Source organism: Actinoplanes sp. NPDC023936 (assembly GCF_040639325.1).
Classification (GTDB): Bacteria; Actinomycetota; Actinomycetes; order Mycobacteriales; family Micromonosporaceae; genus Actinoplanes.
Genome location: NZ_JBEZZR010000006.1, coordinates 37,350 through 64,005 on the forward strand (window position 1 = coordinate 37,350; position 26,656 = coordinate 64,005).

Genomic DNA, 26,656 nt, shown 5'->3' on the forward strand with positions numbered 1-26,656 from the left:
TACGCCCTGGAGGCACCCCGAAATGCAGGACGTCATCGCCAAGCTCCGCGCGAAGAAGGACGACGAAGGCTTCACCCTGATCGAGCTCCTCGTGGTCGTGGTGATCATCGGTGTCCTGGTCGCCATCGCGGTCCCGGTCTACCTGAACTACCGCCAGGGTGCGGCGGACAAGTCGGCGCAGTCCGACGTCCGGGGCGCGATCAGCGCGGTGGAGCAGTTCTACACCAACAACGGCAACGCGTACCCGGCCACCAAGGCGGACGAGACCGGCACCGCCAGCAAGCTCGACCTGCCCGCGCTCACCAGCAGTGGCCGCCTGGCCACCATCACGCTCTCCGACAAGACCAAGCTCGGGTACGTGAACAGCGGCAACGGCAAATACAAGATCTGCGCGACGAACACCGGCGGCAGCGGCAAGTACTACCTGTACGACAGCGAGACCGGTGGCTCGGTCAAGACCGTGGAGGGCACCCTGACGCTGACCACCTGCGCCACCGCCACCCCCACCACCACCAACTGATTCGCCACTTCGGTCCCGGGTGTCCCACCCGGGACCGAAGTCCTGTAGTAACGCCCGCCGCGAGCCGATAGGAACGACATGACGGAGACGCTGCTGCTGCTCTGCCTGGTCGGGGTGCTCGGTCTCGCGGTGGGCTCGTTCCTCAACGTCGTGATCCATCGGGTGCCCCGGGACGAGTCGCTGGTGCGGCCCGGTTCGCACTGCCCGCACTGCGGGAACCCGGTCCGGGCCCGGCACAACGTGCCGGTGCTCGGCTGGCTGCTGCTGCGCGGCCGGTGCGCCGACTGCCACGCTCCGATCAGTGCCCGGTACCCGCTCGTCGAGGCCGGCACGGCGGCCCTGTTCGTGGCGGTCGGCGCCCGGTTCGGCTGGTCCTGGGAGCTGCCCGCCTACCTCTACCTCGCCGCCGTCGCGATCGCCCTGTCGCTCATCGACCTGGACGTGATGCGGCTGCCCGACAAGATCGTTCTTCCCTCGTACGGGGTAGCCGCCGCCCTGCTGATCCCGGTCTCGCTGGCCGCCGGCGACCCCGGCGCGGTGCTCCGGGGCCTGGTCGCCGCCGCGCTGCTCTACCTCTTCTACCGGGTCCTCTCCCGCTGGGGCCTGGGCGGCGGCGACGTGAAACTCGCCCCGCTGCTCGGCTTCTACCTCGGCTGGCTCGGCTGGAGCGCGGTCGCGGTCGGCGCGTTCGCCGCCTTCCTGCTCGGCGGGATGGTCGGCGCCGTCCTGCTCGCGCTCCGGCTGGCGAGCCGCAAAAGCGAGATCCCGTTCGGCCCGTACATGCTGGCCGGTGCGTTTCTCGCGGTCTTCGCCGCGGCGCCGGTCAGTGGTTGGTACAGCACCCTGCTCCTGCTCTGAATTTCCGAATCTCCCGGCGCGACTCTGCATCTCCCGGCGCGAAAGGAAGGAACGTCGATGGCTGGCGCAACACCGATCGGGCTCGACATCGGCTCGTCCTCCATCCGGGCCGTCGAGGTTCGCCGCTCCAAGGACGAGTACACGCTGACCAACTTCGGGCAGTACCCGTTGCCGGCCGGCACCGTCTCCGGCGGCGTGATCCAGGACCCGGCCGCGGTCACCTCGGCGCTGAAGCAGCTCTGGGCGGCGTGCAAGTTCGGCACCAAGAAGGTCAGCCTCGGCGTCACCAACCCCCAGCTCGTGGTGCGCGAGATGTCGATCGCCAACCTGCCCGCCAACCAGATGAAGCAGGCCCTGCCGTTCCAGGTCAAGGAGGCCCTGCCGCTCGCTGTCGAACGCTCGCTGCTGGACTTCTACCCGCTGGAGGAACCAGGCGACAATCCGACCGTACGCGGTCTGTTGATCGCCATGCCGAAGGACGCGGTGCTGACCCTGGTGCAGTCGGTGCAGAAGGCCGGCCTGCAGGTCAACGACGTCGACCTGGCGTCGTTCGCGCTCCTTCGCTCCGCCTCCCGGCTGGACGCCCAGGTCGAGGCGATCGTCGACATCGGCGCCAACATCACCAGCGTCGTGGTGCACGCGGACGGTGAGCCGCTCTTCGTGCGTACCCTGCCCCGCGGCGGCGCCGAGATCACCGAGAGCATCGCCACCCGGCTCGGCATCGACGTGACCGAGGCCGAGACGCTCAAATGCCGGTTCGGCATGCACGGCGACGGCAACCCGGACACCGTCACGGCGCTCACCGACGCGGTCCGGTCGCTCTCCAGCGAACTGCGCAGCTCGTTCACCTACCTCGCCTCCGGCGAACGGCAGAAGCAGGTCACCCGGGTGTCGCTCTGCGGCGGCAGCGCGCTGATGCCCGGTCTCGCCGAGCACCTGCAGGAACAGCTCGGCGTCGCGGTCATGTACGCGGACAGCACGGCCCGCCTGCGCGACACCCGGCGGGCCCGGGAACGCGGATTCGACAGTTTCGTGCCGTCGGCGGCGGTGTCGATCGGCCTCACCCTGGGAGCGGCCCGATGACCACGGTCCTGATGCCTCTGGATCCCTCGGTCTCACCGCAACAGGCGGCCCGGGTGCTCAGCATCCGGGCGGACCTGTTGCCACCGGAGATCCGGGACAACCGGCGCGCCCGGCGTACCAGGGGTTTCATCCTGGTCTCGCTGGCGCTGGTGCTGGGTCTGCTCGGCAGCTGGTACTGGTACGCGGCCCAGGATCTCGACGAGGCCCGCGCGCTCAACGACGCCGCCTTCACACAGCTCACCGACGTGCGACGGGACCAGCAGCAGAACGAGCGGGTGCAGGCCCTGATCAAGGTCGAGAACGGCCAGGCCCTGCTCACCAACGAGCTCACGGCGGTCCTCGGTGACGACCTCTCCTGGGCGAACCTGATCAACCTGGTCCTCGACAAGGCCGATGACCACGACGTCACGATCAGCGAGATCACCCCGGCGCTCAACAACGAGAGCACCGGCGCGGCCGCGGTGAGCGGCACCGTCGGCGAGGTGCTCCTCACCGGCAAGGCGAAGACCAAGAAGATCGTCGCCGACTACGTCGACGCGCTCGCCGACACGAAGGACCTCTCCAAGCCCTTCGTCAGCACCATCACCGACGACACCAAGACCGCGTCGTTCAGCATCTCCCTCTACATCACCGACGACGCGCTCTGCGGACGCTTCGTCGGCGATGACCACGTGTGCCCGAGCGAGGGAAAGTGATGAGCGCCCGACGCGTCGACAGCATCTGGCTCATCGGCGGCATCTCGCTGATGGCTGCGATGATCATCGCCAGCTGGTTCATCCTGATCAAGCCGAAGTACGCCGACGCCGACGCCGAACGCGAGCAGGCCGGCACCGTCACAGCCCAGGTGAGCAGCCTGAACAGCAAGTACTCGGAACAGAAGACGCGCGCCGAGGACCTCGACGAGTACATGGCCGACCTGGCGACCTATCAGGACGCCCTGCCGCAGGCCAGCAACACCAACGAGATCCCGGCGTTCCTGCGCCAGCTGCAGACCCTCGGCACCGACCTCAGCGTCAGGGTCAGCGCCTACACCGCCGCCGAGCCGGCGACCTCCACCACCGCCGGCACGGTCACCGAGCTGCCCATCAACATCAACGCGTCCGGCAAGATCACGGACTTGACCAAGTTCCTGAAACGCCTGCAGAACACCCAGCCGCGCGCGCTGCTGATCGAGAGCGCGGCGATGACCCGGGGCTCCGGCCAGACGGCCACGATCCAGGTGTCGATGAACGCCTTCATCACGTCCTCGGAGACCGCCGACCTGGAGGAGCTGAAGAAGTCCCTGGAAGATGACTCGACGGACTCCTGATTGCCATCGCGCCCGGCTGGGCATTGATCGGCATATGGCTCTGGTGCGGAAAGGATCCCGTCTGATCACGGTGGATGGCGTCACGTACCGCTGGCGCGTCCGGAAACGCCCATCCCGCCCGGCCCCGCTCTCGTTCGCCGTGGAACGAGCCGACCGCCGGGGCGCCGTCCTGCTGGCGACCATGCCCGACAGCAACCCCGCCGACTGGATCGGCCCACCCACCGCCCCGGTGGTCCCGTCCATCGTCGCCGAGGTGGTCCGCCAGGGCCGGGAACGCGGCTGGCGCCCGGAACAGCCGGGCCCCGCCTTCCCGATCACCGCAGGTCGCGAGATCTGGGCGGCCCGCTGACCCGGGTCACCCTTCCGGCCCGCTCCACCGGATCACCGCGTAGACCGCCGGCCGAGGGCCCGCAACGCAGACGAAAGCACACGCAGCCCCGCGCCGCCCAGACGAAAGCACACGCACCCCCGCGCCGCCCAGACGAAAGCACACGCACCCCCGCGCCGCCCAGACGAAAGCACACGCAGCCCCGCGCCGGCCCGGATGAAAGCGCACGCAGCCCCGCGCCGGCCCGGATGAAAGCGCACGCAAGCCGTCCGAGTGCCCCCATCTCGGCCCTGGCGTAGATGAAATCCCGCAATGACGTTGCGTGCGACCTCATCCACCCTTGATCACCGATGCCGGCCAAGCCACCCCATGCACCGGGCCACGCCGTGCCACGCCGGGCCGGGCCACGCCGTGCCGTGCCGGGCCGGGCCGGGCCGCACCGGGCCGGGCCGGGCCGGGCCGGGCCCGCGCCGGGCAGGACACCGCGATCTCACAAGTCAGGCGCACGCAGCGGCCGCGCCCAGTGACGAAAAAAGGGCCTGACCGAGATCCTCGATCAAGCCCTTAACAAGGGTGGAGCTGAGGGGACTCGAACCCCTGACCCCCACACTGCCAGTGTGGTGCGCTACCAGCTGCGCCACAGCCCCTTGCTTTCGTCCCCGGCGTTTCCCCCGGGCACGCTGGAAATACTACACACCCCGACGGCGCCCCTCGAAGCACCCCCTCAGTTGAGGGTCGGGTCCGGCGGGAAGTGCGCGACAGCAGCCAGGATGTCGCCCTGCCTGCGGAGCACCATGGCCCACAGGTCGTCCGGGCGCTCCACGAAGGGGTCGCCGGGCAGGGCGTCGAAGACGAACCACGAGCCGGCCGCGATCTCCTCCTCGAGCTGGCCCGCGGACCAGCCGGAGTACCCCGCGAAGACCCGGATGCCGGCGACGTTCTCCCGCATGCGGTCCGGGTCGGCGGAGAGGTCGAGGGTGCCGAGGGCGCCACTGACCGGGTGGAAACCGGACACCCGTTTCTTCACCTCGGGACGGGTGCGCGCCAGGCAGATGGCGGACTCGGGCTGCACCGGGCCACCCTCGAAGAGCACCGCCGGATCGCCGGCCAGCTCGCCCCAGTTGCCGAGGACCTCGGCGACCGGAACCTCGGTCGCCCGGTTCAGGACGACTCCGAGGGCACCACCGGTCTCATGGGCGACCAGCAGCACGACCGTACGGTCGAAATTGGGGTCTTTCAAGGTCGGGGTGGCCACGAGCAGTTGCCCGGTCATCGACTCCACCGACCGGCCTCCAACCCGCTGCCCCTCACCGAACACGTGTTTACCGCCGTCCGCTCGACGTAGCCATGCTCAGCACATTAGCTTGCGTTTCGGGCCACGGATAAGGTCTGGACATGAACCCGCCACCTACGGCAGCAGAGATCGGCGTCATCGGCGGATCGGGGCTGTACGCGCTCCTCGACGACGCCACCGAGTTCGAGGTGAGCACGCCCTACGGCGCGCCGTCCGACAAGATCACCGTGGCCGACGTGGGCGGTCGCCGGGTGGCGTTCCTGCCCCGGCACGGGCGTGATCACCGGTTCCCGCCGCACAAGATCCCGTACCGTGCCAACCTGTGGGCGCTGCGCTCGCTCGGCGTGCGCCAGATCGTCGCCCCGTGCGCGGTCGGCGGCCTGCGGCCCGAGCTCGGCCCGGGCACGTTCGTGGTGCCGGACCAGCTGATCGACCGGACGAGCGGACGCGAGCAGACCTACTACGACTCGGGCGCGGTCCACGTGTCGTTCGCCGACCCGTACTGTCCGGACGGTCGCGCCGCGGTGCTGGACTCCGCAGTGCGGGTGAGGGCCGTCGACGGCGGCACGATGGTGGTCGTCGAGGGCCCGCGCTTCTCCACCCGCGCCGAGTCCCGCTGGTTCACCGCGATCGGCGGCACGATCGTGAACATGACCGGCCACCCGGAAGCGATCCTGGCCCGCGAGCTGGAGCTCTGCTACACCGCGATCGCGCTGGTCACCGACTTGGACGCGGGCGTCGAGGGCGATCACGGCGTCACCCAGGAGGAGGTTTTCCGGGTCTTCGCGGAAAACACTGCCCGCCTGCGCGAGGTCCTCCTGGACGCGGTGGTCAAGCTCCCTGCCGAGCGTTCCTGCCCCTGCAAGGATGCCCTGGCGGGCATCAAACTGCCGATCCAACTGCCCTGAGGGTACGGGTGGAATCACTCACCGAGTGTTCAGTTGTGCTGAACGGCCCCCAAAACTGAACACTCTCCGGAGACGCTGGTGAGCTCGGCGGGTCAGCAGCGCCGCCACTTCGGGAGGCCGAAGGTCGTCCCCACCAGCTTGGCGGTGCTCGTCCGGCTCCCGGTGACGCGCACCGTTTCAGCGATGGACAGGTCCACCGATGCGCCGCATGGTGACCACGTCGCCTTGCGAGGGACGGCGCTGGTGTTCCAGGTGCGGTTCAGCGGGCCCGCCACTTTCTTGATGTCGCGCACGGTCCACGGGAAGCCGGTGAACCACATGGCAGTCGAAAGGGTCACTGCTGCGGTCGCGTCGAGTTTGACTGTCGCCTGATTGCTCACCGAAGGGACCGAAAAGCTCCATCCCGTCGGAGCCTTCACGCGCACGCTCAGGCGGCAGCTCTTGTAGTCGTTGCCGGAGACCGAGAAACCTCGATATCGCAGCGTGAACGACCCGGACGGCAACGCCTCCACGTCTGTGGTGTTCGCCGGGCAGCCGCTACCGAACACGCTGAGCAGGCTCATGGCGAGCGGCGGGTCGGTCCGCGGCGGCAGGGAACTTGCCGAGCTGGACGGCACGAGCAGGGACGTGCCGACGAGCGCCGCCACGATGATTTTCAGTCCGGACACGGGACCCCCTTGGTTGTTCTCGGCGTTTTCCTGTACAGCTACCAGCAGGCCGGCCACAGGGAGCCCCTGTCGCCGGCCGGTTGATGGTCGCGTGTCAGCACTTCTTCCAAGACAGGTTGAAGACCGTCGACGCCTGCGTGTCGGTGTCGATGAGCTCGGCGGAACTCGAGGTGTTGCCGGTGACCCGCAGCGTGTTGTTGACGTTCAGATCGAGCGTCCTGTTGCACGGCGCGTAGATGAGGCTGTGGGCGGTGCTCGTCGTGGTCCAGAGGTCGGTGTCCGGGCCGTTGATCGAATCGTCGGCCGACGCGTTCCACGGGCTTCCGGTGAACCACGCGTTCATCTGCAACTTGGCCGACGACTGGTTGTCCAGGTCGGGCGTCACCCGGTTGATCACCGAAGTGACCGCATAGGTCCAGCCCTGAGGTACGGACACACGGATCGACACCTTGCAGTTCTTGTAATCGTTGCCGTACACCCGGAACGCGCTGTAGGCCAGGCTGAACGCGGTGTTGTCCTCGGTGGGCTGAGCGTAGGTGGTGTCCTTGGGACAGCCGCTGCCGAAAGCGCTCAGGACCTTGAGGGTGATCACCGGCGCCGCGGTCGGCGCGGCCTGAGCCGCCACCGGGAGAAGCGGACCGAGCAGCGCCCCCGCGAGGATTGCCGCCGCCTTCTTCGTACGGAACATGAGAAATCCTTTCACATTGATGTTGCTGGAATCAGCACTGCTTCCATTTCAAGAGGAAAGTGGTCGATACACGGGCGTCCTGCGCGAACAACTCCATCGAACTGGTCGTGGGCCCGGCGACCCGCAGCGTGGTGGTGAGAATCAAGTTGGTCGACGCGCCGCAAGGGGCGTAGATCAGCGCACTGGCGGCGCTGTCCGTCTGCCAGAAATCGTCGTACGGCCCTTTGATCGTCTGGTCCGCCTTCAGGGTCCACGGGAAACCGGTGAACCACGAGGTCATCAAAAGCCGGCCGGACGCACCTTTGTCGAGTACGCCGTACCCCCGATTACTGACCTCGTACACCGAATACGTCCAGCCCGCAGGAATACCGACTTTGATGTCGACTTTACAGTTCTTGTAGCTGCCGCCGGTCACCTTGAACTCGCTGAAACTCACGGAGAACGCGGTCTCGTCCGGCACGCTGGTGGCGACGGTCGTCTTATCCGGGCAACCGCCGCCGAGGGCGCTCAAGGGCTTCAGCGTGACGACGGGGTCATCCAGTCGCGCCTCCGCCTGCACCGCCGAGGGGATCAACGGCACGATCAGCGATACTCCGGCTACTGCGGCCGCCATCATCCGCCTCAACCTGAACATGGGATCCTCTCAATCACATCTTATTCTTGGGAATAGCGGAATTTTCGGACACTTTGCTGCCTGGCCACGAATGTGGTTGTGCCGCGCAATTAGATGGCAACGAAAAACGCGGTCGCCATCCTTATTCAGCACCCTGCAAGGCCGCGCCAACCTGTCGCCGCCGACCCGCATAACCGTCAGAAAGATGAATATCAGGCCGCTTGTCAGCTACGCAGGCAGTCCGGTGATCTCGTACACGATCCGGTGGTTCCAAACTGGCGCACCGCGCCGATCGCTTCGCCGAGCCTACCCACGCCGTAGCCCGATGGTGTCGCAAAGAGTAAAGGTCTGCCCGGAAAGCGGAATAGAACTCAGCGCCGGCGAATTGTCGGACCTGATGCCGCCACCGGCCGACGAGGCGGGAAACGAACTCACCTCGGCTTCAAACCGCCGACGCGACCCAGCAGGCAAGCCGCTTGCCGAACGCTTGCCGCAGGCTGCCGCGGCAAGTTGCTCGCCGGGCTGCATGACCTGGATCCGCTTTCGGGCGAAGCGCCCCCGACGAAGTGATGCCCCAGCCATCGGGCCGGGGCATCACTTGATCATGCAGTGGACCTGCTGTCCGCCTACTTGAGCCGAACGGACCTGACCAGGCAACTCCGCGAGAGTCTCGCTCAGTAGTGATAGCGAGCCTGAACGATGATCAAGTTTTCAACACGGACGGTGTACACGAGCCGATGTTCGTCGGTGATCCGACGTGACCAGTAACCGCTGAGGCTTTCGGGCAGTCGCTCCGAGTTCCGACCCCACGGAGCCAGCCATCCACGGCTCCCGTCGCACCAGCGGCAACCCTGTCCCGCATAGGGTCACCTGATGGGCGTCACATATTCCGAGTCGGGCGAGCCGAGCACGTTCGATGCGGCGGCATTCGAAGAGTGGCGAAGCGCGTTGTACTCGCTTACCGGCACCAAGGAAGCCGCCCGAGCCTGGAGGCACCACAGATACCGATTCGCGCACCGGCTCGGCACGGTCCTCAGCGGGACCTCGGACCCGCGAGGCCCGGTCCACGGACCGGCGGTCTACGGAGTCTGGTTACGAGGGGGCCTGCTGTACGTCGGTCAGACCTTGCAGGCCCAGCGTCGCCTACGCGACCTCCCGGTCGGCGAGAGCCACCACCTGGCCAACACCTTTCCCCCGGAGGTCTGGGAACGGATAGTGGTGATCACGTGGCCGGATCTACCGTCGGCAGCGGCATTGCTGGCCGAGGTAACTCCGAGAGATGTCGGTTTGGCCTTGGAGCATCGACTCCAGGAATGGCTGCGGCCCCTGGCCAATTCTCAACGCAGAACCACGACGGGCGACTGGACCGATGTCGAGTGGTCCAGTAGCCGATCGATCGGTGCCCGATTGGGTGCCCGGGTGGGCGACCTCTTCCATGACCTTCAAGCCGTCTGGATACAGGGGGCCGAGCAGACATCCGCGGCCACCCCAGAGAACTCGGCCTGCCGCGTCGTCTTCCCCGACCTCCTGCGGTAGAACCGTCGAACAAAGACATCGGCCGCCCGACCTAAGCGATGGCAGGGCGCGCGATGATCTTGCACTGGAGGTGATGTCGGCCTACTTGAGCCTCGAGGGTGCCAGGCCGCTCCGCGCCTCATTGACGGAACTGCATGCCAACGATCCCGCCGCCGCAACGCGTCAGCCGACCGCGGCGCCTGGCGCGACCCCGTTCAGTAGCAATAGCGAGCCTGAACGATGGTCAGGTTCTCGCCACGAACGGTGTAGACGAGCCGGTGCTCGTCGGTGATCCGACGCGACCAGTATGCGTAGTCCTCCCAGCCGGTCTTATCGAAGGCGATGTTCACGACAGCCGACGCTCCGTCTTCTCAGTGTCAGGAAGCGGATCGCGCCGCTCGAATTCACCCGCATCGACTCCCGCAACGCTGTCTAGCATCCGCCGCGCGTTCGCCCGGCGACCCTGAGCAGGTACCGCGTCTCCACCAAGACTGCCAGCAGAGGCAGCGGAGACGGAGTCCGCCAATTCGAACCCTCGGCGAGCGTGCTCAACTACAGCGGTGAGGCCGGTCTACCAAGAACATGAGGTCAATCCACGTGTCCCTATTCGGGTATCGGTCGGTCATATCCGAGATTGCACCGCAATACACCCCAACATAGGGGCTTGACCTAGGCTCAGCCGGCGCAACGACTCACCAGACCACACCGTGGGTTCAGAGTGCTCGGGCCCTCAGAAGCGTGAATGATGCGAGGCTTCGGTCCGCCGCCCTGTCAGCCATGGGTGCCGACGACGCGTCACCTATCCGCCAAAGTCCATATGAGGGACGCATGGCACCAAGGCCGCAACACCGCCGAGAAGGCTGCCTCGGACCCGCGTGTTCGTATAGGAAATTAACGGAGACTTCCAGATCATAGACCCGTTCCAGTGCAACTTCTCCCCTAGGCCAGGACCAGCTTGCCGAACTCAGGCCTATCCGGGTCGACACGCACGGACCATCCGGCTGGCCACGAGTGGCAGCTGTCGCTCTTAATCGCGACGTAACAACCGGCCAATAACGGCTCACGGTAGGGCTTGTTGGAATAGGGCGCCTTCGAAAACGTCGCAAGTTCGAATATCCCGTCCCGGCAAAACGTTGCCGACAAGAAGTCGGCATGCCAGAGGAAAACTGCCGCCCTGAATTCGGCATGCCCGGAGAATATTGCATCCCGAAACACCGCACCTGACAAGAACTTCGCACACATGAAACGCGCATGCCCTAAGAAACTAGTCTGATTGAACCACACGTGCTTGGCAAACTTGGTCTCTACGAAAACCGCAAGCCCAGAAAACACTACACTTCTAAAAAAAGCTTCTCCATCAAACACTGATTCAGTAAAGGTCGCAAAACCCGCGAACGTCGCCTCGTCGAATACTGCGCCGCCCAAAAAGACCGCTTCCGCGAAGCTGACCTCTCCGGAAAACGCTACCTCGCGAAAATCTGCCGACTCAGAAAAGACGGCTCCCCCGAACATCGATTCCCCGAAGAAATGCGCCTTATAGAAGTTAGCCGAGCGCACATGACATAGCCGCGAGTCCCAGTTGACTAGTGCAGCGCCCGAAAGGTCGAGGTCTACGCCCGGCCAGAAGGTATCGACGGACTCAGCACTCTCCGGGTGCTGAACTCGGCGCAGGTGCCTAGAAAGCACGTCTTGGACGGCGAGCCTAACTTGCACTTCCCCATAGGCGTCACGGTGGCTTGATGTGACTCTGGGCGGTGGAAGCGGCAGCTCCGAAACGCGTTGTGCCGCAGCGTCAGGGGATGGTTCCGTTGGCGGCGTGAACGGCATCCGAAGGCAGGCACAGAGTAAGCTGACAACCGCTTGGCGCTGGCTGGGATTGTCCTGCGCCACCCGCTCCAGAGCGTATACACCGGCTAGGCGCACCGTTGCCTCCGGGTGGCCGAGTTGTTCAGCGGCGCTCGCGTAGAGGTCCGTCACCCGTCGGGCGGCGGCGTCCCGTTCAGTGTATAGCTGGGATTCCCGAGCCAATTGGTAGCTTCGCTCGGCCAGATGTTGCGAGTGGAACGCGAGTTTGTGCGCGTACTCCGCAAGCTGCTGACGGCGCACGGCAAGCAGGAGAGCCGCAATCGCACCTGAACCGGCGAAGAAGCCGAGCCCGTACTTTAACGCCTCAATTTGTAGCTTCGCCCGATCTGGCCCAGCAACGTCACCAGCGATCAACCACATGCCTGTCAACGCTGCAACGCCGACACCGATCAGAAGTAGGGATATTGTAAGAATTCCGGCATTGGACAGCAGCCACGGCCACCGTAGCTGTCCTGCGTAGGCCTGGTCGGCGTCCGCTGACGGCGCTACTTGGCTTAAGGCATGCGAGTTCAAGGAACCACGCTGAGCCAGCGCGTCCATGCTGACCTTGTGTCGATATGCCACACAAGCATCGTCGCCTATGCGCGCACCCAACTGTTACCCGGTGGGGCGGCCGACGGAACATGTTCAATGGGCTGATGCACGGTGCTAAGCGCCAGGACGCAGCTGGCAGGGTTGATCAATTCTCGCCGGGCCGCGACATCGCACGGCGGCATGCCGTCCTAAAACCCAATCCAAGCCACCGCGGAAGCCAACCTTGTACATCGGCAGTCAACCACGCCTAACGAAAGCGGCACCGCCCTCCCGGGCGGTGCCGCTTTGGGCCCAATTACGAACCCTCTCGTGGAGGTGCCGGGAATCGAACCCGGGTCCTTCGTTGCTTTGTCAGGGCTTCTCCGAGCGCAGCTCACTATGCCTCTACTCGGCCCTACCAATCACGTGAGCGAGTTGGTATGACGGGCCCAGTCGTGTTTGATCTCGCCGCACGGTCCTCACGACTAGAACCGGTTGGCCAGCCTTCTAGCTGATGCCGACAGACCGGGTCGAAGGCGACCCCGGGTCGACAGACTTGCTACTTACCTCAGGCGGCAAGAGCGAAGTCAGCGCGGGAGTTATCCTTGGCGCTTATAAGTTTCCGACGACCGATTCTCGAGACGACGTCGGCTTCCTCGGCTCGCTTCCCCTGTCTCCACGTACGAAGTCGAAACCAGTCACCCCCTGGCATGTGTCCTACAGCTAGACAATCTTAGCTCACCCGGCAGCTTCCGCCACTCACGGAGCACGTCGCCGACCGTACGCTGTCGTCGTCGTCCTTGCCGGCCTGGAATCCGGCGGTGACCGAGCGGCCGGCGCCCAGGGTGCCGCGCACGGTGACCCGGTCGTCGTCGCCGCTGACCGAGGCGTTCCAGGAGCCGTAGACGCGGATGTCCGAGGCCGAGGAGTACCTGATCGTCACGGCGAAGTCGCGTCTGCTGGAGCTGTTGTTGACGATCCGCACCGAGCCGATGAAGCCACTCCCCCAGTCGGCGCTGGTGGAATAGGTGGCGGAGAACGCGTCAGTGGTGCGGGTCGGCTTGGGGCTGGCCGGCGGCTTCGCGGTGGTCTTCTCCGGCGTGGGGGCGGCCGGGGGCCGGCGCGACGGCGCGGAGGTGGCCGGAGCCGCCGAGGCCGAGGGCGACGCCGAGGCCGGCGCGGACACCGACGGCGAGACCGAGGCCGACGGCGACGCCGAGGCGGAGGGCGAGGCGGACGGCGACAGCGATGCCGAAGGCGACGCCGAGGCGCCCGCCGGCATCGTCGCTGTCGCCAGCGGCTGGTCCAGCGGGATGTGGTTCTCGACGGCCTGGAGCTCCCCGGCGGACGGCTGGATCAGCAGCGGGTCACTGCCGGCCTCGGTCTCGGAGCCGCCGACGCGGACGACGATCCAGCCGACCAGGGCGACCAGGACGGCAGCGGCCAGCCCGAGAATGAGTCGTGCCGGGGTGAACTGACGAGCGACATGCTTGGGCAACGGCCGAGTCTCCTCGAGACAGCAGAAAGAAACGATCAAGCAGTGGCGGGGCAGAATACCGCGTCAGTCCATACCCTTGGCACGGCGGCCCAGAGCCCGGTTGATCTCCCGCTGGGCGTCCCGGCTGGCCAGGTCCTGCCGCTTGTCGTAACTCTTCTTGCCCTTCGCGACGCCGATCTCGACCTTGGCGTACCCGTTCTGGAAATAGACCGAGAGCGGCACCAGCGTGACGCCGTCGTCGCGCAGCTTGCCGAGCACCTTGTGGATTTCCTCGCGGTTCAGCAGCAGCTTGCGGGGGCGGCGCGGCTCGTGATTGGTCCAGGTGCCCTGCGTGTACTCCGGGATGTGCATCCCGTGCAGGTAGATCTCGCCGTCCCTCTCGTGGCCGAACGCGTCGACCAGCGAGGCGCGTCCGGCGCGCAGCGACTTCACCTCGGTGCCGGTGAGCACCATGCCCGCTTCGTACGTGTCCAGGATGGTGTAGTCGTGGAACGCCTTGCGGTTGGAGGCCACCGGCTTACGCCCCTGTTCACGCGGCATGTCGGCCCTCCCTATTGACGTTCGTGCAACCGATCAATAGTACAAGGGTTCTCAGCAGAGACAGCCCGGCAGGTACTGGAGCGGGTTGCGGGGCACGCCGCCGAACCGGGTCTCGAAGTGGAGGTGGGCCCCGGTGGACGCTCCGGTGCTGCCGACCCGGCCGATCACCTGACCGCGGCGCACGTAGGAGCCGCGATGAACGTACATCCGGGATTGGTGGCCGTAGCAGGTGGTGAACCCGTATCGGCCGAGCCGGCCGTGGTTGATGCACGTGTAGTTGCCGTATCCGCCGGCCCAGCCCGCCTGGATCACCCGCCCGGACGCGGCCGCCCGGATCGCGGTGCCCGATCCGGCCGCGAAGTCGGTGCCGGCGTGCAGCTGCCAGACCCGGTAGTAGGGGTCGTAACGGTTGCCGAAGTCGCTGCTCTTCCAGCCCTGCACCGGCATGGTGAGTCGGCCGCCGCCGTAGCTGCGTACCCCGCCGGCCCGGCTGTCGTAGCCGCGCAGTGCGGCCTGGACCTTGCGCTCAGTGGCGAGCGCGGCGCGGTACTGGGCGAGCACGGTGGCCCGTTGCGCCTGCGCGGCCCGCAGCGCGGTCTGCCGGGCGAGGACCAGGTGGTACATCGCCTGCCGGGCCTTGACGGCCGCGGCCTGGGCCGCTTGCGCGGCGCGCAGCTTGGCGACGGCGATCCGCTCGTACTTCTCGGCGGCGCGCTTCGCGGCGCCGGCGCGGTCCTGCGCGGCCCGGGCGTCCCTCCGGGCCCCGATGAGGGTACGGACCTCAGCCTGCTCGTGGCCCATCACCTGATGGACCAGTCCCATCCGGTCCAGCATGTCCTGTGGCCCGGTCGCCGTGACCAGCACGTTGATCCGGGCGAAGGTGCTGCCCATGTACGTGGTGGCGGCGATCTGGTCGACCCGGTCGCGAGCGTCGGTGACCCGCGCGGCGGCGGTGGCGTAGAAGTCGGCGACCTCGGCGTACTCGGCGCGGGCCCGGTCGGCCTGCCGGCGGGCGGTACCGGCCTCGACGCGGGTGGCGACCACGACGCCGCGGGTGGTGGCGACCCGGCGCTGGGCGGCGGGCATGGCCGCGGTGGCGGCGGCCAGGCGGCTCGCGGCGGCCCGGGCGGTGACGCTCGCGCTCTCCAGGAGCGCTTCGGCGCGGCGGACCGCACGGGACGCGTCGCCACTGCGATCAGCAGCGGCGGGCGCCTGGTGGGACGCGAGCCAACACAGACAAACGGTGAGCAGTGCAGCAGAACGGCGATACCTCACGGGGAGTCACCGTACCCCCACCAAACGCCCGGAAAGCCCTAAATCGCCCGACGGCCGCGACCCCATCCGGGGTCGCGGCCGTCGCACATCAGCTCGAGTGAACGTCAGACCTTGAGGTAGAACCGCAGGGTGACCCACGCGGTGACCGCGCTGACCAGGGCGCCGACACCGGCGAGCAGCGGCAGCATCAGCCACACGTTGCCGTTCGGAATGGGCGTCAGGATCGTGGTCAGGGCTTGCAACTTGTTGTCGAGCAGCACGACCTTGCCGATGAACAGGGCGACGAAGCCCAGCACGGCGCCGATCAGGCCGGCGACCACGGCTTCCAGCACGAATGGCGCCTGGATGAACCAGTTGGACGCGCCCACCAGTTTCATGACCGCGACCTCACGGCGCTTGCTGTAGGCCGCCACCTGGATGGTGTTGCCGACCAGCAGCAACGCGGCGAAGGCCATCACCGCCGCCACGACCAGCGACATCACCTGGATCGAGTTGAAGATCTTGAAGACCTTGTCGAGCAGCGTGCGCTGGTCGATGATCTGCCGGACCCCCTGCAGGCTCTCGATCTCCTTGGCGAAATCCGCGTATTTCTCGGGATCGTTCAGCTTCACCCGGTACGACTCGGGGAGGCTGCTCGCGCTGATCGAGTTGACGAAATCAGGAGAGTCCTCCCAGAGCACCTTGAAGCGCTCGAAGGCCTGCTCCTTGGTCTCGTATTCCTTCGACTTGACGAGCGGGTTGCTGTCGATCGCCTGATCGATCGCCGCCCGCTGCGCGTCGTCCACGTCGTCGTTCAGGAAGATCGAGACCTCGATCTCCCCGTAGTAGAAGTCCTTCATGCGGTCGACCTGCATGTACATGAGCACGCTGGCGCCGAACATGGTCAACGAGACCGCCATGGTGATGATCATGGCGATCGTCATCGTGACGTTGCGCCACAGGCCCACCAGGACCTCATTGAGGACATACTTCACGCGCATCGGGGGGATCCTTCCGGGACTCCGCGTGTTCCTGCGTCAGCTTTCGGTACGTGCACGGAGCCGGGCCTAACCGTAGACACCGCGGGCCTGGTCACGGACGATCCGTCCGCTCTCGATCTCGATGACCCGGCGGCGCATCTGGTTGACGATGTTGGAGTCGTGCGTGACCATCACGACCGTCGTGCCGGTCCGGTTGATCCGGTCGAGCAGTCGCATGATCTCGATGGAGGTGTCCGGGTCGAGGTTACCCGTGGGCTCGTCGGCCAGAAGGATCAGCGGGCGGTTCACGAAGGCCCGGGCCACCGCGACACGCTGCTGCTCACCACCGGAGAGCTCGTGCGGGTAACGGTGCTCCTTGCCACCGAGACCGACCAGCTCGAGCACCTCGGGAACGACCCGGCGGGCGACCGCCTTGGTCTTGCCGATCACCTCGAGGGCGAACGCCACGTTCTCGTACGCGGTGCGGTTGGGGAGCAGGCGGAAGTCCTGGAAGACGCACCCGATCGACCGGCGGAAGTGCGGCACCTTCCACGATCGGAGGGAGGTCACGTCCTTGGCGTTCACCACCACCTTGCCGCTGGAGGGCGAGACCTCTTTCAGCAGCAGCTTGATGATCGTCGACTTGCCGGAACCGGAGGGGCCGATGAAGAAGACGAACTCACCCTTCTCGATCCCGACGCTGACATTGTCCAACGACGGCCGAGACGCCTTCGGATACGTCTTCGTCACGTTCTCGAGCTGAATCACGGGACTGGAGTCTACGCGGTGTAACGAAATCGCCAAGCCTGCCGGGGGCCGGAATATTTACCACCTGCGGTAACAGCCGAACCGGGCACACCTCGCCTGACCTAGCGTTCAGGCGAGGTAGCGCTCAGTCACGGATCTTTCCTAGGCGCTCATCTGATTCTGCTTGCGCCACTTGATGCCGGCCTGGATGAAGCCGTCCAAATCGCCGTCGAAGACGCCTGTCGGGTTGCCCACCTCGAACTCGGTGCGCAAATCCTTCACCATTTGGTACGGGTGCAGGACGTACGAACGCATCTGGTCGCCCCACGATCCGGTGGTGTCCTGCCTCAGGTCGGCCATCTTGGCCGCCTCTTCCTGGCGCTTGCGCTCCAGGAGGCGGGCCTGGAGCACCCGCATCGCGGCCGCCTTGTTCTGCAGCTGGGACTTCTCGTTCTGACAGGACGCCACGATGCCGGTCGGGATGTGGGTCAGCCGGACCGCCGAGTCGGTGGTGTTGACGCTCTGCCCACCGGGGCCGGAGGAGCGGTACACGTCGACCCGGATCTCGTTGTCCGGAATGTCGATGTGGTCGGTCTGCGCGACCACCGGCATCACCTCGACGCCGGCGAAGCTGGTCTGCCGGCGGCCCTGGTTGTCGAACGGGCTGATCCGCACCAGCCGGTGGGTGCCGGACTCGACGCTCAGGGTGCCGAACGCGTACGGCACCTTGACCGCGAACGTGGCGGACTTGAGGCCCGCCTCCTCCGCATAGGAGGTGTCGTAGACCTCGGTGGGGTAGCCGTGCCGCTCCGCCCACCGCAGGTACATCCGCATGAGCATCTCGGCGAAGTCGGCGGCGTCCACGCCACCGGCGCCGGCCCGGATCGCGACCAGGGCCTCCCGGGAGTCGTACTCCCCGGAGAGCAGGGTCCGGACCTCCATCTCCTCGACGGCCTTGGTCAGCGTGGTGATCTCGTCACCGACCTCAGCGATCGAGCCCGCGTCCGACTCCGCCTCGGCCATCTCCAGGAGCAGGCCGGCGTCGTCGAGACGGGAGCGCAGGCGCTCCAGCTTGGAGATCTCCCCCGACACGTACGCAAGGCGGCTGTTGACCTCCTGCGCGCGGGCCTGGTCGTCCCAGAGGTCGGGGGCCGAGGCCTGCTCCTCCAGATCCGCCTTGTCGCGGCGCAGCCTGTCCACGTCCAGGACGGTCTCGATGTTGCGGAGGGTGGCGTCGAGGACTTTGATTTGCTCAGCGAAGTCGGCAGCGGTCACGACACCCAAGACTACGCCGCCCGGCCAGAAAGCTGGCCGGGCAGGTCGCATATCAGGCCGTCGGCGCGGCCTTGAGCCATGTGAGAGCGGCCTTGTGGTAGGCGACGGCGAACTCGAGGGCTGCCGCACCGTACGGATCGCCGTTCTTCTTCGCCTCCTTGGCCTGCTCCTTGGCCATCGCCATGGCCTCCGAGTGGTACTGATTGGCGTTGCTGTAGAGCACCTCCAGCTGGTCGCCGCTGTGCTGCTGGCCGAAGGCGACCCGGAGCGCGACCGGGTTGCGCAGCGCGTCGCGGCCGGGCGACTCGGTGAGCCATCGGGTGAACGCCCGCTTGCCGGAGGCGGTGATGGCATAGGGCTGACTGGACCTGGGACCCGGCTTGCCGAGGCGGACATAACCCATTTCGGCCAGTACGGGCAATTCGCGGTAGACCTGGCTCCGCGTCATCGACCAGTAGGGCCCGAGGCGGCGTTCGGCAGCCGCCATCAGCTGTCCACCGGTCATCGGACCCTCGTGGAGGAGTCCGAGGAGGGCAGCAGCCGTCGGATTGATTTGGAAGTCGGGCATGCCTTCTAAGCTGCCACTTTGTCGGTCCGGCGTCCAGGATTTCGCACGATCCGTCCAGTTTGCGCCTCCACAAACGACTGTCCCGCACAGACAGTCCGACGACGAGCGTGGAGACTCGGCGTTTCGCTCATCCGAGCACCTTTGACCAGGTAAAATGGGTCACCCAAACGGTCAGACGACACGTCCGAGGCAGGAAGCCACCCAAACCGGTCAATACGCCCATGCGAAAAACGACATCCGTCCGATGACGGTGTCGATTGCCCCAAAGTGGGCCATCGCCTCAAAGCATGTGCGGATATCTCCATTCCACCGGCGGGTCGAATGTCTCCTTGATGGTTCGCGGCGAGACCCAGCGCTGCAGGTTCAGGATCGAGCCGGCCTTGTCGTTGGTCCCGCTCCCGCGCGCCCCACCGAACGGCTGCTGGCCGACGACCGCGCCGGTCGGCTTGTCGTTGATGTAGAAGTTGCCCGCCGTGAACCGCAACGCCGCCTGGGCGCGGTCGATCACCGTACGATCGGTGGCGAAGATCGAGCCGGTGAGCGCGTACGGCGTGGTCGCGTCCGCCTGCGCCACCACCGCCTCGAACTCGGCGTCCCGGTAGACGTGCACGCCGAGGATCGGCCCGAAGAACTCGGTCGTGAAGATCTCGTGGGTCGGGTCGGTGCCCTCGACCAGCGTGGGCGAGACGAACCACCCCTCGGCGTCGTCGGCCACCCCGCCCGCCAGCACCGTGCACGAGTCGCTGCTCTTGATCCGGTCCAGGACGCCGGCCAGGCGGGCGAACGAGCGGCCGTCGATCACCGCGCCGCCGAAGACGGAGAGGTCGGTGACGTCGCCGTACCGGATCGAGGCCACCGACGCGGCCAGGCGATCGCGCAGGCCACCCTCCCAGAGGCTCCGGGGTATGTAGGCACGGGAGGCCGCCGAGCACTTCTGCCCCTGATACTCGTACCCACCACGCAGCAGTGCCGTGTGCAGAGCGTCGGCGTCAGCGCTCGGGTGTGCGAAGACGAAGTCTTTGCCACCCGTCTCACCCACCAGGCGCGGATAGGCGCGATATCGGTCGATGTTCTCGCCGACCGTGCGCCACAGGTGTTTGAACGTCGCCGTGGAGCCGGTGAAATGGATGCCGGCCAGATCAGGATCGGTCAGCACGACGTCGGAGACCGCCAGCCCGTCACCGGTCACCATGTTGATCACGCCGGGTGGCAGGCCGGCCGCCTCGAACAGGCGCATGGTGAAGTGCGCCGCCAGCTGCTGGGTCGGCGACGGCTTCCAGACCACGGTGTTGCCGAGCAGCGCGGGCGCCGAGGGCAGGTTGCCGGCGATCGCCGTGAAGTTGAACGGGGTGATCGCGTAGACGAATCCCTCCAGCGGGCGATGGTCGAACCGGTTCCACACCCCCGGCGACGATTCCGGCTGCTGAGACAGGAGCCGCTCGCCGAAGTGCACGTTGAAGCGCAGGAAGTCGATCAACTCGCAGGCCGCGTCGATCTCGGCCTGGTAGCAGGACTTCGACTGACCGAGAACGGTGGCCGCGTTCAGGGTGTCGCGCCACGGGCCGGCCAGCATCTCGGCCGCGCGCAGAAAGATCGCCGCCCGCTCGCTGTAGGGCAGCTCGCGCCAGCCGGGCGCCGCCCGTTTCGCCGCGGCGACCGCGGCCGCGGCGTCGGCTCGGGAGGCGTTTCCGGTCACACCGAGGACCTCGCGTCGCCGATGCGGCTGGACCACCTCGATCGGCGGGCCGTCCGCCATCCGTTGCCGGCCGTCGATCGTCATGGTCAGGTCCGGACGCTCGCCACGCAGGGCCGACACCCGTTCCTGCAGGGAGGCACGCTCGGGACTGCCGGGCGCATACGCACGAACCGTTTCGTTCCGGGGCGCCGGAACCGAGAACTGAGCGTCCATCGTGCCATCGTCGCACCGAACCCGCCGCCGGTCAGGAGGCCGCAGGTTCGCCGGTTACCCTGACCTCCATGACCGACCGTCCCACCGCCGCGGAGAGCGTCGAGGAGTCCCGGCTGACCGTGGCGCTGCTCGCCGCCGCCGCCCTCGCCTGGACGGCCGCGATGCTGTGGTCCGCCCGCACCACCATCACCAGCCGTGTGAGCGCCGAGATGGAGGTGACCTCCACGGCGTACGCGCTGCCCGGCGCCGTCTCCGCCGACCTGGTCGCGGGCGCCGCCGTGGCCCTGCTCGCGCTGACCCTGGTCGGATCCCGGCGGCCGCTCGGAGCCAGCCTGCGGTTCGCCGTCGCGACCGGCGCCGGCCTCCTCGTCGGTGTGCTCAGCGCGATCCCGATCATCACGATCAACACGGCCGGCTCGCTCTACGCGATCGTCGGTGGCACCGTGGCGGCCGCCGCGACCATCGGTGGCGCGCTCGCCGGTTTCCGGATCCCGCCGGTCATCGCCGCCGGCGCGACCGCCTCGGTCGGCGTGTTCCTGCTCGGCTTCGTGCTCAACCTCTTCCAGGCGCCGGTGCTGGAGCTGCTCGGCGCGGGTGACACCGAGTCCTCGGCGAAAGCGGCGCAGTGGTTCTCCTACGGGCAGGCCGCGCTCAGCGGCCTGGCGGCCGGCCTGATCGCGTACTTCATGCTGCGCCGGCACCGCCGCCGCGCCGATGGCGCCGACGTGAAGTGGCCGCTCTACGCGCTCGCCGGCGCGGGCGCCGGTCTGGTCACCGTGATCGGCGAGATCCTGTCCCGGACTGCCGGGTCGCAGGTGCTCGAGCTGGCCGGCAAGGTCAGCGAGATGGACAAGCTGGCTCAGGAGATCCTCAGCACCGCCCGGCTCAACAGCGGCCTGATCGTCCTCTTCGTCGGCGCGATGACAGCGATGCTCGCGGTCGGACGGACGCTCTCCCCGCCCGCTGAGGACGAGCCTGAGGTCAGCGACAAGCCTCAGGTCGACGACGAACCTCAGGTCAACTCGTCGAGCTCCGAGACGGCGTACCACTCCAACTCGTGATCCTCGGCGCTGTCGACGGTGAACTGGGCGTCCGGGTCACCGGCGAGCGCCTCCTCCACCACGTCGGCGGCTGCCGCGACCGCCTCAGCCGCGTCCGCGCCGTCGAGGTGGATGCTGGCGACGTCCGCGAGCCGGAGCGGCGACGGCAGCCGCACCGCGCTGGAGCCCAGCTCGGTGTCCTCCCGCACCAGCGCCGAACCGGGCACGTCAGCGGAGACCACCACCCGGCGGCGCGGTGCCGACGGGTCGTGCCGGAGCAGCCGTAGGGCGCCCTGGGCGGCCCGGGTGAAGGCGACGTACTCCAGCTCCTCCTCGTCGCCCTCCGCGTACCACTCGCGCAGGGCGGGCGTCACCGCGTGCGCCTCGATCGCCGGATGCCCCGCAGCCGCCGGTTGCCCCTCAGCCGCTTGGTGAGCCTCGGGCACGTGGTGCGCCTCGGGCACGAAGTGTCCGAACTGTCGCAGGGCAGCGAGCATCGGCACGGTGGCCGGCACGTAAACCCGGACCAGGTCGGTGATCGCCATGTTGTCCTCCTGCGCTTCGCGTCGCCGTCTCCATTTCATCAGGCCGGTGTCCATCCTGATGATCCGGGCCCGCTTTCGCACGCAAACGATGGCAAACTCAGGCTATGGAACCTCGATTCCTGTTGCTGACCGACGTGGCGGCCGAGCTGAACGTCTCGGACTCGCAGGTCTACCACATGGTCCGCAGCGGCGAGTTGCCCGCGATCAAGATCGGTGGGCGCGGTCAGTGGCGCGTGGAGCGCGCCCGGCTCGAGGAGTACATCCAGCACAAATATGAAGAAACCGCCGCTTGGGTACGGGACAACCCCCTCACCGACCGTGAAGCGGAATGAGTGGTTTGCCCCTTCCCCCGCATCGCTTGTGACGTGTTGCCGCGACACGCTGGGCCGAGGGACAGTCGACTCAGCCGGAGGCAAACGAAGGCAAACGCAAGGAACGGGGGTCTTCATGCGCACGACGATCCACCTGCGCCCGCTGCCCCGCTACGAGCCACCGTTCGACGACGAGCTGGCGCCCCAGGTGTGGAGCCCGCCGCGGCAGCAGCTGGCGCTCGACTGGAGCACGCCCACTCCGGCGCCCTCGCCGCCCCCGCGGAGTGGTCCGCCGGCCGCGGAGGTGCCCGGCGCCTCCGGTGACGCCAAGCTCGCGGTGCGGCGGTTCGTGCACCTCAGCGTCGAGGTGCTCAACGGGTTCCGGCCCGCCGGCCATCTGCGCCGGCTCAGCCTGCCGTCGCACGCCGCCGACGTGGTCGCCGCCGGTCTGGCCGGCGCGCAGTGGGTCGGCCAGCTGCGCCGTGCGAAAAGGACACGCCGCCCGGCGCCGGTGGCCGTGCTCAAGGTGCACCTGTGCGAGCCGCGCGCCGGCGCTGTCGAGGCGGCGGTGGTGCTGGTGACCGGGGAGCGGACGTGGGCGCTGGCGCTGCGGATGGAGCTGCACCAGCAGGCGTGGGTGGCGACCGCGCTGAGGCTGATCTGAGCGCGCCGCCCCGACCCCGACCCCGTGAAGCCCCCGGGGCGCCCGGCGAGCACCACAGGCGGCGGACGTCCCGGGCTTCCAGCCACCCCGCCGCCGACGGTGCCGGGCGGGCGGGAAAGGGACGGCCCCGCGGCTGGTGCGGGGCCGAAAAGGGGACGGCCTGCGGCTGGTGCGGGGCGGGAAAGGGGACGGCCCGCAGCCGGCGTCATGCCGGACTACGGGCCGCTGAAACCTGGCCTGGCCGCCTGGGTCAGACCGCGCCAGGCGCTCCGTGGCAGCGCTTGTACTTCTTGCCCGAGCCGCAGTAGCACGGCGCGTTCCGCGACGGGCCGCCGGACTCCTGGCCCGACCCGCGGTTCCCGCCGCTGCGGGCGCTGGTGTGCGCCGGGCTCGCCGGGACCGGCGTGTTGCCCGGGCCGATGTTGAGCGGGGAGCTCTGCTGCTGGATCACCGGGCGGCCGTCGGCGGCCTCGCCGTCGATCGCCGGCGCGGTGTACTGCAGGTTCTGCGGACGCCCGGGGCCGCCGAGACCCTTCGCGTGCACCTCGACCCGCTCCGGCTCGCTGGCCGGCTCGGTCTCGGTGCCCGGGCCGCCGACCTTCGGCAGCTCGAACGCCTGGGAGGGGTCGACCGTGACGGTGGGCTGCTCCTCGACCTGAACCTCCAGGTTGAAGACGAAGCCGACGGCCTCCTCCTTGATGCCCTCCATCATCTGGTTGAACATGTCGAAGCCCTCGCGCTGGTACTCGACCACCGGGTCGCGCTGCGCGTAGGCCCGCAGGCTGATGCCCTCCTGCAGGTAGTCCATCTCGTAGAGGTGCTCGCGCCACTTCCGGTCGATGACCGAGAGCAGCACCTGCCGCTCCAGCTCGCGGATCCCTTCCTCGCCCAGCTCCTCCTCGCGAGCCCGGTACGCCGCCTGCGCGTCCTGCTTGAGCTGCTCGGTGAGGAATTCCTGGTCGATCGTGTTCTTCTCGCCGCCGGACTCCTCGATCAGGTCCTCGATGGTGAGGGTGACCGGGTAGAGCCGCCTCAGGTTGGTCCAGAGCTGCTCGAGGTCCCAGTCCTCCGCGAACCCATCCGAGGTGGCGGCCAGCACGTAGTCCGCGACCACATCGTCGATCATGTGGGTGACCTGGTCGTGCATGTCCTCGCCGTTGAGCACGCGGCGGCGCTCGGCGTAGACGACCTGGCGCTGCTTGTTGAGCACCTCGTCGTACTTGAGGACGTTCTTCCGGATCTCGGCGTTCTGCGCCTCGATCTGGGTCTGCGCACTGCGGATCTGCCGCGTCACCATCTTGGACTCGATCGGCACGTCCTCGGGGATGTTGAAGCGCTCCATCACCGCTTCGACGGCACCGGCCCGGAACCGCTTCATCAGGTCGTCCTGCAGCGACAGGTAGAACCGGGACTCACCCGGGTCGCCCTGCCGGCCGGAACGACCGCGCAGCTGGTTGTCGATGCGGCGGGAGTCGTGCCGCTCGGTGCCGAGAACGTAGAGGCCGCCGGCCGCCTGCACCTCGGCCTGCTCGACCTCGCAGGCCGCCTTGACCACCGGAAGCACCTCTTCGAGGGCCTTCGCGTATTCCTCGGCGTGCTCCACCGGGTCGAGCCCGCGCTGCGAGAGCTCCTGGGCGGCGAGGAAGTCGGGGTTGCCGCCGAGCAGGATGTCGGTGCCGCGGCCCGCCATGTTGGTGGCGACCGTGACCCCGCCCTTCCGGCCGGCCTGCGCGATGATCGTGGCTTCCTGGGCGTGGAACTTCGCGTTCAGCACGCTGTGCGGGATGCCGCGCTTGCGCAGCAGCGTGGAGAGGATCTCGGAGTTCTCCACGGAGACCGTGCCGACGAGGACCGGCTGACCGGTGGCGTGCCGCTCGGCGATGTCCTCGATGACCGCGTTGAACTTGGCCCGCTCGGTCTTGTAGATGACGTCCGGGTGGTCGATGCGGACCATCGGCCGGTGCGTCGGGATGCTCACGACGCCGACCTTGTAGACGCTGTTGAACTCGCCGGCCTCGGTCTGCGCCGTACCGGTCATGCCGCCGAGCTTCTCGTACAGGCGGAAGTAGTTCTGCAGCGTGATGGTCGCCAGGGTCTGGTTCTCCTGCTTGACCTCCACGCCCTCCTTCGCCTCGATGGCCTGGTGCATGCCCTCGTTGTAGCGGCGGCCGTGCAGGATACGACCGGTGAACTCGTCGACGATCAGGACCTCGCCCTCGGGGCTGACGATGTAGTCCTTGTCGCGCTTGTAGAGCTCCTTGGCCTTGATCGCGTTGTTCAGGTAACCGACGAGCGGGGTGTTCACCGACTCGTACAGGTTGTCGATGCCGAGGCGGTCCTCGACCTTGGCGACGCCCCGCTCGGTGATCGCGACGGTACGCTTGGCCACGTCGACCTCGTAGTCGCCCTCGCCGTCCTTGCCCGGCTGGAGACGGTTCACGATCTGGGAGAACTCGCCGTACCACCGGGCGGAGTGCTCGGCCGGGCCGGAGATGATCAGCGGGGTCCGGGCCTCGTCGATGAGGATGGAGTCCACCTCGTCGACGATCGCGAAGTTGTGCCCGCGCTGCACGAGTTCCGCCTTCGACCACGCCATGTTGTCGCGCAGGTAGTCGAAGCCGAACTCGTTGTTCGTCCCGTACGTGATGTCGCACTGGTAGGCCGCGCGGTGCTCGGCGGCCGGCCGGTTCGGCAGGATCACGCCGACGGTCAGGCCGAGGAAGACGTGCACCCGGCCGACCCACTCGGCGTCACGCTGGGCGAGGTAGTCGTTCACCGTGATGATGTGCACGCCCTTGCCGCTCAACGCGTTGAGGTAGGCCGGGAACACACCGGTCAGGGTCTTGCCCTCACCGGTCTTCATCTCCGGGATGTTGCCGAAGTGCAGCGCGGCGCCACCCATCAGCTGGACGTCGTACGCCCGCTGGCCGAGCACCCGCTTCGCGCCCTCACGCGCGACCGCGAAGGCCTCGGGGAGCAGCGAGTCCAGTGACTCACCCTCCTCGTAGCGCTCCTTGAACTGCTGGGTGCACTCGCGCAACTCATCGTCGGTCAGGTCGACATAGTCGTCCTCGATCGAGTTGACCGCGTCCGCGATCGCCTTGAGCCGTCGCACCATGCGGCCTTCGCCGGCACGGAGGATCTTTTCCAATATCGACACGG

28 protein-coding genes, 1 tRNA gene and 1 other RNA gene are annotated in these 26,656 nt (G+C 67.4%); 11 read left to right on the forward strand and 19 right to left on the reverse strand.

Features of this window, described 5'->3' with window-relative positions; translation table 11 throughout:
• Positions 1-22 precede the first annotated feature (22 nt).
• The 6 genes from AB0F72_RS10465 (at position 23) to AB0F72_RS10490 (ending at position 4,119) form a co-directional block, all read left to right on the forward strand.
• Positions 23-520: a prepilin-type N-terminal cleavage/methylation domain-containing protein gene (locus AB0F72_RS10465; protein ID WP_360428475.1), complete on the forward strand. Its 498-nt coding sequence runs from the start codon at positions 23-25 to the stop codon at positions 518-520.
• 78 nt (positions 521-598) lie between these two features.
• Positions 599-1,378, forward strand: coding sequence for a prepilin peptidase (locus AB0F72_RS10470; RefSeq protein WP_360428478.1), 780 nt, complete (start codon positions 599-601; stop codon positions 1,376-1,378).
• Between the two features lie 57 nt (positions 1,379-1,435).
• Positions 1,436-2,461: a type IV pilus assembly protein PilM gene (gene pilM / locus AB0F72_RS10475; protein WP_360428481.1), complete on the forward strand. Its 1,026-nt coding sequence runs from the start codon at positions 1,436-1,438 to the stop codon at positions 2,459-2,461.
• Positions 2,458-3,156 carry a hypothetical protein gene (locus AB0F72_RS10480; protein ID WP_360428484.1) on the forward strand — a complete coding sequence of 233 codons (699 nt, stop codon included), beginning with the start codon at positions 2,458-2,460 and terminating at the stop codon, positions 3,154-3,156. The genes pilM and AB0F72_RS10480 overlap by 4 nt, the downstream gene beginning before the upstream one ends.
• A complete protein-coding gene (gene pilO / locus AB0F72_RS10485) occupies positions 3,156-3,770 on the forward strand; it encodes a type 4a pilus biogenesis protein PilO (RefSeq protein ID WP_360428487.1) in 615 nt (204 codons plus the stop codon). Before AB0F72_RS10480 ends, pilO begins: the two co-directional genes overlap by 1 nt.
• Positions 3,771-3,909: 139 nt before the next feature.
• The gene (locus AB0F72_RS10490; protein WP_360428490.1) at positions 3,910-4,119 is read left to right on the forward strand and encodes a hypothetical protein; all 210 of its coding nucleotides are present in this window, start codon (positions 3,910-3,912) and stop codon (positions 4,117-4,119) included.
• A 553-nt stretch (positions 4,120-4,672) separates the two neighbouring features.
• Here the strand turns inward: AB0F72_RS10490 and AB0F72_RS10495 are convergent.
• Together AB0F72_RS10495 and AB0F72_RS10500 are read right to left on the reverse strand one after the other, a co-directional pair.
• A tRNA-Ala gene (locus AB0F72_RS10495) sits at positions 4,673-4,745 on the reverse strand.
• Between the two features lie 77 nt (positions 4,746-4,822).
• Positions 4,823-5,371: a YqgE/AlgH family protein gene (locus AB0F72_RS10500; RefSeq protein ID WP_360428493.1), complete on the reverse strand. Its 549-nt coding sequence runs from the start codon at positions 5,369-5,371 to the stop codon at positions 4,823-4,825.
• A 122-nt stretch (positions 5,372-5,493) separates the two neighbouring features.
• Between AB0F72_RS10500 and AB0F72_RS10505 the strand changes: the two genes are divergently transcribed.
• Entirely contained in the window at positions 5,494-6,300 is an 807-nt protein-coding gene (locus AB0F72_RS10505; RefSeq protein WP_360428496.1) for an S-methyl-5'-thioadenosine phosphorylase, read from the forward strand.
• Between the two features lie 92 nt (positions 6,301-6,392).
• Here the strand turns inward: AB0F72_RS10505 and AB0F72_RS10510 are convergent, their stop codons facing one another.
• From AB0F72_RS10510 to AB0F72_RS10525, 4 genes are all read right to left on the reverse strand, one after another.
• The gene (locus tag AB0F72_RS10510) at positions 6,393-7,025 is read right to left on the reverse strand and encodes a DUF4360 domain-containing protein (protein WP_360428499.1); all 633 of its coding nucleotides are present in this window, start codon (positions 7,023-7,025) and stop codon (positions 6,393-6,395) included.
• Between the two features lie 37 nt (positions 7,026-7,062).
• Positions 7,063-7,656 (reverse strand): DUF4360 domain-containing protein, encoded by a 594-nt coding sequence (locus AB0F72_RS10515; RefSeq protein ID WP_360428502.1) that lies wholly within the window; start codon positions 7,654-7,656, stop codon positions 7,063-7,065.
• Between the two features lie 31 nt (positions 7,657-7,687).
• Positions 7,688-8,272 (reverse strand): DUF4360 domain-containing protein, encoded by a 585-nt coding sequence (locus tag AB0F72_RS10520; protein ID WP_360428505.1) that lies wholly within the window; start codon positions 8,270-8,272, stop codon positions 7,688-7,690.
• A gap of 671 nt (positions 8,273-8,943) precedes the next feature.
• Entirely contained in the window at positions 8,944-9,087 is a 144-nt protein-coding gene (locus tag AB0F72_RS10525) for a Txe/YoeB family addiction module toxin (RefSeq protein ID WP_360429274.1), read from the reverse strand.
• A 55-nt stretch (positions 9,088-9,142) separates the two neighbouring features.
• On the opposite strand from AB0F72_RS10525, the gene AB0F72_RS10530 reads away from it, so the two are divergent.
• Positions 9,143-9,805: a hypothetical protein gene (locus AB0F72_RS10530; protein ID WP_360428508.1), complete on the forward strand. Its 663-nt coding sequence runs from the start codon at positions 9,143-9,145 to the stop codon at positions 9,803-9,805.
• 194 nt (positions 9,806-9,999) lie between these two features.
• Here AB0F72_RS10530 and AB0F72_RS10535 read toward each other — a convergent pair whose 3' ends face one another.
• The 11 genes from AB0F72_RS10535 to pruA form a co-directional block, all read right to left on the reverse strand.
• Entirely contained in the window at positions 10,000-10,134 is a 135-nt protein-coding gene (locus AB0F72_RS10535; protein WP_360428511.1) for a type II toxin-antitoxin system YoeB family toxin, read from the reverse strand.
• Between the two features lie 589 nt (positions 10,135-10,723).
• Complete coding sequence (locus tag AB0F72_RS10540) at positions 10,724-12,190, reverse strand: pentapeptide repeat-containing protein (protein WP_360428514.1); 1,467 nt, start codon at positions 12,188-12,190, stop codon at positions 10,724-10,726.
• A gap of 301 nt (positions 12,191-12,491) precedes the next feature.
• Positions 12,492-12,869, reverse strand: a transfer-messenger RNA (tmRNA) gene (gene ssrA, locus AB0F72_RS10545).
• Positions 12,870-12,896: 27 nt separating this feature from the next.
• Positions 12,897-13,661, reverse strand: coding sequence for a cellulose binding domain-containing protein (locus AB0F72_RS10550; RefSeq protein ID WP_360428517.1), 765 nt, complete (start codon positions 13,659-13,661; stop codon positions 12,897-12,899).
• Between the two features lie 63 nt (positions 13,662-13,724).
• A complete protein-coding gene (gene smpB, locus AB0F72_RS10555) occupies positions 13,725-14,201 on the reverse strand; it encodes an SsrA-binding protein SmpB (RefSeq protein ID WP_360428520.1) in 477 nt (158 codons plus the stop codon).
• A 51-nt stretch (positions 14,202-14,252) separates the two neighbouring features.
• A complete protein-coding gene (locus tag AB0F72_RS10560; protein ID WP_360428523.1) occupies positions 14,253-15,476 on the reverse strand; it encodes a M23 family metallopeptidase in 1,224 nt (407 codons plus the stop codon).
• Positions 15,477-15,580: 104 nt separating this feature from the next.
• Positions 15,581-16,456: a permease-like cell division protein FtsX gene (gene ftsX, locus AB0F72_RS10565; RefSeq protein WP_360428526.1), complete on the reverse strand. Its 876-nt coding sequence runs from the start codon at positions 16,454-16,456 to the stop codon at positions 15,581-15,583.
• 66 nt (positions 16,457-16,522) lie between these two features.
• Positions 16,523-17,203, reverse strand: coding sequence for a cell division ATP-binding protein FtsE (gene ftsE / locus AB0F72_RS10570; RefSeq protein ID WP_014441003.1), 681 nt, complete (start codon positions 17,201-17,203; stop codon positions 16,523-16,525).
• Positions 17,204-17,344: 141 nt separating this feature from the next.
• On the reverse strand, positions 17,345-18,457 hold the full coding sequence (gene prfB / locus AB0F72_RS10575; protein ID WP_360428529.1) for a peptide chain release factor 2: 1,113 nt from the start codon (positions 18,455-18,457) through the stop codon (positions 17,345-17,347).
• 52 nt (positions 18,458-18,509) lie between these two features.
• Positions 18,510-19,025 (reverse strand): PadR family transcriptional regulator, encoded by a 516-nt coding sequence (locus AB0F72_RS10580; RefSeq protein ID WP_360428532.1) that lies wholly within the window; start codon positions 19,023-19,025, stop codon positions 18,510-18,512.
• Between the two features lie 280 nt (positions 19,026-19,305).
• Positions 19,306-20,934 (reverse strand): L-glutamate gamma-semialdehyde dehydrogenase, encoded by a 1,629-nt coding sequence (gene pruA, locus AB0F72_RS10585; protein WP_360428535.1) that lies wholly within the window; start codon positions 20,932-20,934, stop codon positions 19,306-19,308.
• 68 nt (positions 20,935-21,002) lie between these two features.
• Here pruA and AB0F72_RS10590 point away from each other — a divergent pair, with 68 nt between their 5' ends.
• The gene (locus AB0F72_RS10590; RefSeq protein ID WP_360428538.1) at positions 21,003-21,995 is read left to right on the forward strand and encodes a hypothetical protein; all 993 of its coding nucleotides are present in this window, start codon (positions 21,003-21,005) and stop codon (positions 21,993-21,995) included.
• On the opposite strand, the gene AB0F72_RS10595 is transcribed toward AB0F72_RS10590, so the two are convergent.
• Positions 21,947-22,519 carry a hypothetical protein gene (locus AB0F72_RS10595; protein WP_360428541.1) on the reverse strand — a complete coding sequence of 191 codons (573 nt, stop codon included), beginning with the start codon at positions 22,517-22,519 and terminating at the stop codon, positions 21,947-21,949. The genes AB0F72_RS10590 and AB0F72_RS10595 overlap by 49 nt on opposite strands.
• 104 nt (positions 22,520-22,623) lie before the next feature.
• On the opposite strand from AB0F72_RS10595, the gene AB0F72_RS10600 reads away from it, so the two are divergent.
• Both AB0F72_RS10600 and AB0F72_RS10605 read left to right on the forward strand, forming a co-directional pair.
• Positions 22,624-22,851, forward strand: a complete 228-nt coding sequence (locus AB0F72_RS10600; protein WP_360428544.1) for a helix-turn-helix domain-containing protein — start codon at positions 22,624-22,626, stop codon at positions 22,849-22,851.
• A 115-nt stretch (positions 22,852-22,966) separates the two neighbouring features.
• Positions 22,967-23,494, forward strand: coding sequence for an Rv3235 family protein (locus AB0F72_RS10605; RefSeq protein ID WP_360428547.1), 528 nt, complete (start codon positions 22,967-22,969; stop codon positions 23,492-23,494).
• 250 nt (positions 23,495-23,744) lie between these two features.
• Here AB0F72_RS10605 and secA read toward each other — a convergent pair whose 3' ends face one another.
• Positions 23,745-26,654, reverse strand: a complete 2,910-nt coding sequence (secA, locus tag AB0F72_RS10610; protein ID WP_360428550.1) for a preprotein translocase subunit SecA — start codon at positions 26,652-26,654, stop codon at positions 23,745-23,747.
• Positions 26,655-26,656 lie beyond the last annotated feature (2 nt).